Origin of the sequence: Microcystis sp. M165S2 (assembly GCF_020245885.1) — a bacterium.
In the GTDB taxonomy this organism is placed as follows: Bacteria; Cyanobacteriota; Cyanobacteriia; order Cyanobacteriales; family Microcystaceae; genus Microcystis.
In genome coordinates this window covers 1-6,072 of sequence record NZ_JADBTZ010000148.1, presented here as the reverse complement: position 1 = coordinate 6,072, position 6,072 = coordinate 1, and the positions used below count along the sequence as shown (strand labels likewise).

General features: G+C 41.3%; 6 protein-coding genes. 3 read left to right on the top strand and 3 right to left on the bottom strand.

Annotation, left to right across the window (positions count from 1 at the left end; genetic code table 11):
- Window positions 1-310: Uma2 family endonuclease (locus IM479_RS07850; RefSeq protein ID WP_287686310.1), on the top strand; the 310-nt coding region annotated here is incomplete at its 5' end.
- A 99-nt stretch (window positions 311-409) separates the two neighbouring features.
- Here the strand turns inward: IM479_RS07850 and IM479_RS07845 are convergent.
- A complete protein-coding gene (locus IM479_RS07845) occupies window positions 410-877 on the bottom strand; it encodes a DUF29 domain-containing protein (protein ID WP_287686308.1) in 468 nt (155 codons plus the stop codon).
- A gap of 122 nt (window positions 878-999) precedes the next feature.
- Window positions 1,000-1,599, bottom strand: a complete 600-nt coding sequence (locus tag IM479_RS07840) for a Uma2 family endonuclease (protein WP_287676767.1) — start codon at window positions 1,597-1,599, stop codon at window positions 1,000-1,002.
- A 192-nt stretch (window positions 1,600-1,791) separates the two neighbouring features.
- Between IM479_RS07840 and IM479_RS07835 the strand changes: the two genes are divergently transcribed.
- On the top strand, window positions 1,792-3,387 hold the full coding sequence (locus tag IM479_RS07835) for an Hsp70 family protein (RefSeq protein WP_287686306.1): 1,596 nt from the start codon (window positions 1,792-1,794) through the stop codon (window positions 3,385-3,387).
- A gap of 422 nt (window positions 3,388-3,809) precedes the next feature.
- On the opposite strand, the gene IM479_RS07830 is transcribed toward IM479_RS07835, so the two are convergent.
- On the bottom strand, window positions 3,810-5,063 hold the full coding sequence (locus IM479_RS07830) for a competence/damage-inducible protein A (protein ID WP_287686305.1): 1,254 nt from the start codon (window positions 5,061-5,063) through the stop codon (window positions 3,810-3,812).
- 491 nt (window positions 5,064-5,554) lie between these two features.
- Between IM479_RS07830 and IM479_RS07825 the strand changes: the two genes are divergently transcribed.
- Window positions 5,555-6,072: AAA family ATPase (locus IM479_RS07825; protein WP_287686303.1), on the top strand; the 518-nt coding region annotated here is incomplete at its 3' end.

The window sequence follows — 6,072 nt, the reverse complement described above, 5'->3', positions numbered from 1 at the left end:
CGATGCTGCTTGGATACCTTTAGAAAAATGGCAAGCTTTAACCCCACAACAAAAGGAAAGATTTTTACCTCTATCTCCCGATTTTGTCATTGAATTAATGTCTCCTAGTGACAACATAGAAACTGCTAGGAAAAAAATGCAAGAATATTTAGATAATGGGACTCGTTTAGGTTGGTTAATCAATAGAAAAACTAGAGAAGTGGAAATTTATCGTCAAGGACAGGCAGTAGAAATTTTAACCAATCCAGAGAGTTTATCGGGGGAAAATATTCTGCCAGAATTTAGTTTAAACCTTACTTTGATTTGGTAAGCCAATTTAATTTAGGGAGTGATTCAGAAGTACTGATTGCCGCTTAAGGCTTTGCTTTGTTAGGCATTGTATTCATAGACAAAATACCAAACTTCAGTTTTAAGGAAGATAGTCATAATCAAGGATTTCTTCAAGGGTGAAGGGTGATTCAATCGGGAATAAATCAGCAGCAAGTTGATACTTTCTGACAGTATCCTCTCTGGCTGCTTGGTAACAATCTATCCAGATTTCAGGAATCAATCTTCTCAGACTTGGACTCTCTTTTAATAAGCGTTGAACTTGTCTGCGTTGTTCAACAACTGTGCTGCGCCACCCCTGAACATTTGTTTCCTTTTCAGTTAGCCAGTAAGTCAATTTAAGCAGATGTTCGGCAATGACGGTTAAGGGACTTTCTAGTTCTCGTTTTTCACTCCTTCCCATCGTTTCAATTTCTTCGATTAAATTTTCTAAGTCTAATTTTTCAAAACGATGTTCTTTGAGCAAGTTAGCGGTTTCTTGTAACCATCCATAGAAATCTTCTTGATAAAGACTTTTACCTGACGAGACTAAAGACTTTTCGATGCTCATTTGATGATGACCTAAAAATATGATAGAGCAATCGGCGATTCTTACCACTGTTGCCTCTTGCCTGTTGCCTATTGCCTGACTTCTGCCAGAAGTCTAATATACTAGGATTACTCCTGAAAACATCAGAGCTTTAAATTTAAGCTAAAATTGGGTAAAACATCTTCACCCGATAAATCAGTGGGATTTTCTAATATCTCCACTTCCTTTCCTTGACGATAAATTTCAACTTGCCGATTCTGGGGATCGATTAACCAGCCTAACCTTGCCCCATTTTCCCTATATTCGAGCAGTTTTTTCTGTAATTTGTCAAGACTATCAGATTCAGACCGCAATTCGACCACAAAATCGGGACAGAGGGGAATAAATCCTTTTTTCTGCTTAGGGGTTAAAGATTCCCAGCGTTCTCGACTCACCCAAGATAGATCGGGAGAACGAATCGCCCCATTTGGCAGTATAAATCCAGTGGAAGAGTCAAACCCGACTCCTAAAGCTTCATTTTCTTCGCACCAGCGAAACAATTGTCCTGTTATACGAAAATTTCGCTGTCCTGATTCGCCACCTGTCGGGGGATTCACGATTAATTCTCCTTGGGCTGTACGTTCTAATTTTAAGTCACGGTTGACCATAGCAATGGCTTCAAACTGTTCAAGGGTGATCGAGAGAGCGATCGCGCTAGGAATTTCTAAGGAGAGGGTTTCGGGTGAGGTAGTAACTGCTAACATAATCCTTTGATCAGGTGCAACTCATATATACTATTAAAGATTATTTGTCAAGTTTTTGCTCAGACTTCTTTAGCTTGCGCTGACCAAATTCCCCAGGTTTTTCGGAAGCTTCCACCTCGATCGGGCGGTTTGCTGTAAATAACAGGTTACAATAGCGAATAATTAACTAAATTTACCTAAAAACCATCGATCGTGTTCTACGCTATTGATTTCGGAACCAGTAATACCGTCATTACTCGTTGGAATGGGGCGACAAATAGGGCAGAAACCGTCAAATTATCGGAGTTATCCCAACAAATAGCCGACAATCCGCCCCTAATTCCCAGTTTACTCTATATTAAATCAGCCAATCCCCTGCAAGTAATTGCTGGTCAAGCGGTACGGGATCGGGGTTTAGATATCGATCGAGATCCGCGTTTTTTTCGTCGCTTTAAACGAGGTATCGGGGCAAAAATTCAAGGATTTTTACCAGAATTAGAGGAAACTGTCCTCAGTTTCGAGGGGGTTGGTCAATGGTTTCTTGATAGCATCATCGACCACTTAAAAAACACCACCCCGGAAACCCCCCAATCTCTAGTTTTAACCGTCCCCGTCGATAGTTTTGAAAGTTACCGCAATTGGTTAAGCAATGTTTGTCAGGGGTGGGAAATCGAACAAATTCGACTAATTGATGAACCCACGGCCGCCGCTTTGGGTTATGGAACTACTGGGGATCAAGTGATTTTAGTGGTAGATTTTGGCGGTGGCACCCTCGATCTTTCTTTGGTACAATTAGATTTAGATAATCCTCAAAAAAATCAAGGTTTTATTCTCAAGTGGGGAGAAAAACTTTTAGGCAATAATTCTGCCCAAAAAACTAAACTAGCGAGAGTTTTAGCCAAGGCGGGGACAAATTTAGGGGGGTCAGATATCGACGATTGGATTGTCGATTATTTTGCCCAAAAGCAATCTTTAGCGAAAACTTCCCTGACTACTCGTCTAGCAGAAAGATTAAAAATTAAACTTTCTTCCCAATTAACCGCCGAGGAGGTATATTTTGATGAGGAAAATTTCGAGAGTTACGAGTTAAGCTTGGATCGAGAACAATTGACCGATATTCTCCAACAACAAAACTTTTTTAATCAATTAGATGATTTAATGACGGGAGTTTTGCAACAGGGAAGACGCAATGGAGTTGAAGTTAGCGATATCGATGCGGTGTTATTAGTCGGGGGAACCGTACAAATTCCGGCGGTAAAAGATTGGGTGCGACAATATTTTGATAGTAGTAAAATTAAAGAGGATCGACCCTTTGAAGCGATCGCTTTGGGAGCGTTACAATTAGCCCAAGGTTATCAAGTCAAAGATTTTCTCTATCATAGCTACGGCATTCGTTACTGGAATCGTCGCAAAAATGCCCACGCTTGGCATCCGATTATTAACTCTGGACAACCCTATCCTATGGAAAAACCCGTGGAATTAGTCCTAGGTGCTTCCGTGGACAATCAACCCAGCATTGAATTAATTATCGGCGAATTAGGCACGGAAAGGGGGGCAATGGAGGTCTATTTTGATGGTGATAAATTAATTACTCGTTCCCTCGGTAATGGAGAAACTAGCGTCCAAACCTTAAATGATCGCGAGGGGGCCCGATCGATCGCTAAACTAGATCCTTTAGGTTTTCGGGGTAAAGATCGCATTAAAGTGCAGTTCTGGATTGATGATCAGTGTTTTCTGCGGATTAATGTGGAAGATTTACTCAGTCAAGAATTGTTACTAAATAATCAAATCGTCACCAAATTAAGCTAGGCTTTGCTTCACCTAAAAATCAAGTGCAGACTCATAGTAAGTTTGCACTGATATTATCGCAATATTCTGTTTTACCGGTGGCTTTATCGACTGTGATCGCGCACGGGGATCGGGATTAGTTCGGGTTCGGGTTCGGGTTCCGGACCAAAAACACTCTCGATCAGTTTGCGCGCCCATTCTCTCAACTTGTCTATCACTTCATCTAAATAGTCCATTGACCAAATGGCTCCTTTGAGATACTAGCTATGAGTTTTCGTCGATTGATCCCCGCAACAGCCACGCAAAAGCTTGATTCTAGAGAATTTTAACTAATTTTCATCGTTTGGCTGTTAAATCTGACGAACGGGGGAATCTATATCTTGTATTTATATTAAGCTTAACATAAGTTTTTAGTCTGAGTATATATTCTTGGCAATTCTTTTTTAAGACATTATTAATAAATTCCGGCGTAGGCGATCGAGGGCGGTATAGGCACTAATCTGGCGAATGGTCAAGCGATCTCGATTTTCTCCGAAACGATGCTCTGATACAGTCACTTTTCCCTCAGGACTGGCTAAACCGATATAAACTAGGCCCACGGGTTTTGTCTCGCTGCCTCCTCCTGGTCCGGCAATACCCGTGATACTGATCCCCCAATCCGTAGCGAGGCGTTTTTGCACCCCTAGGACCATCTGTTGGGCGACAATCTCGCTTACAGCCCCGAAATTATTTAAATCCCCTTCATTTACGTCTAAGAGGGCAACTTTTACCCGATTATCGTAGGAAATAACCCCACCCCCAAAATAATCGGAACTGCCGGCGATTTGGGTGATAATTTCCCCTAATCCCCCTCCAGTACAGGATTCTGCCACACTCAAAGTTTGTTTTTGCTGCCGCAAAAGTTCCCCCACTACCGAGGGCAAAGTTTCGTTATCAGCACCAAAATAATCTAATCCGGCGATTTCCTTAATTTCCGTCGCTACCGGTTCAATTACCTGCAAAGCAGCCTCTAAAGAAGGGGCTTTGGTCGCAATTCGCAAACGCACTTCGCCTAAACTAGCATAGGGGGCAACGGTGGGATTAGTCAGATCAAATAAATGGGCAACTTTTTCCGCTAAAGCTGACTCACCGATACCGCGAAATTTGAGGTAACGACTATAAATCCTCTCTTTGCCCCATCCTTGACTTTCTAGGTAAGGAATCGCCGTTTCTACCCACATTCTCTTCATTTCTGAGGGTACTCCGGGGAAAGTGAGAATAGTTACGTTAGTCTCTGGTTGCCAGATCATGCCGGGGGCGGTTCCGGTGGGATTTGGCAAAAAATCGGCTCCCATGGGTATTAAAGCCTGTTTACTGTTACTAGGAGGCATTTCTCGCCCTAAACTCGTAAATTTAGCCTCGATTTCTGCTAAAATCTCCTGATCTTCTCTGAGGGACGTTTGGAAAAAATCGGCGATTGTTTCTGTGGTTAAATCGTCGGGAGTAGGTCCGAGTCCGCCGGTAAAAATTAAAATTGAGGAACGTTCTAGGGCAATAGCGATCGCTTTTTTCAGTCTTTCTACATTATCCCCCACCACCGTTTGATAATAATGGGGAATGCCTAATTTTGCCAATTCTAGGGCTAAATATTGGGCGTTAGTATTAACTATATCCCCTAATAATAATTCCGTTCCTACACAAATAATTTCAGCGGCCATAATTTTTAACAATTAGCTTAAGATTTTCAATTTTGATCATCAACTGATATCCTGTCACCACAGTTCGATCGGGTTTCGGTAACGATGGTCATGGAAGTTAACAATACCAGTGCGCTCCAACATTATACCAGTAAGCTATCAACAATCAAGGTCTTTTATATTAAATGCCACTTTGTTGCTGAACAGCCCATATATGATTCTGGGTAGTGATTCGATAGTAGTGGTAGTCTAATGTGGAGAATCACCTATGGGCTATCTGGTACTTTATCCATGACTATAATGCCCAATTAGCAAGGTTTGAGCTATCACCACGACAATAAAATCACTACCTATTAGCAAACGTAAAATCAGCGTACTATTCCCCTATATAACAATAATTGCTCATAATCAAGCATAACAAAGTATTGCCGATCATCACCTCTTCCTTCCTGCTATCAAAAACCCCACCAAAATCATCTAAAATTAAAATGTCCACTAAATAATAAAATTCTATGACTCGCTGGTTTAATATTGCAGGTCCCTGTAAAGACGATATCCACTATATGCTCTCTCCCACAGTACGATTACCAGATTTAGAGGAGCTAATTCAACAACGTAGTTACTTTGTCCTTCACGCACCACGACAAACAGGGAAAACCACCGCAATGTTAGCTCTAGCACAACAACTTACTAATACAGGAAATTATGCAGCAGTCATGGTGTCAGTGGAAGTAGGAAGTGCATTTAATCATGATCCTGCTGCCGCAGAATTAGCAATTTTAGGAACTTGGTATAATAAAATTGAGGATAGTTTACCGACCGAATTACAACCAGCTGCTAAACAATGGCAACAGGAAGAACCTGGAAATAGAATTAAGGCTTTTTTAACAGGTTGGGCAAAATCTTTAAACCGACCTTTAGTATTATTTATAGATGAAATCGACTCTTTACAAGACCAAACATTAATATCAGTTTTACGACAGTTAAGAGATGGTTTTCCTAATCGTCCAGAAAATTTCCCGACCTCAGT

Bases quoted from the DNA above. Each gene is read 5' to 3' on its own strand.
- IM479_RS07830 (WP_287686305.1), bottom strand. From the start codon at position 5,063: ATGGCCGCTGAAATTATTTGTGTAGGAACGGAATTATTATTAGGGGAT.
- IM479_RS07845 (WP_287686308.1), bottom strand. From the start codon at position 877: ATGAGCATCGAAAAGTCTTTAGTCTCGTCAGGTAAAAGTCTTTATCAA.
- IM479_RS07840 (WP_287676767.1), bottom strand. From the start codon at position 1,599: ATGTTAGCAGTTACTACCTCACCCGAAACCCTCTCCTTAGAAATTCCT.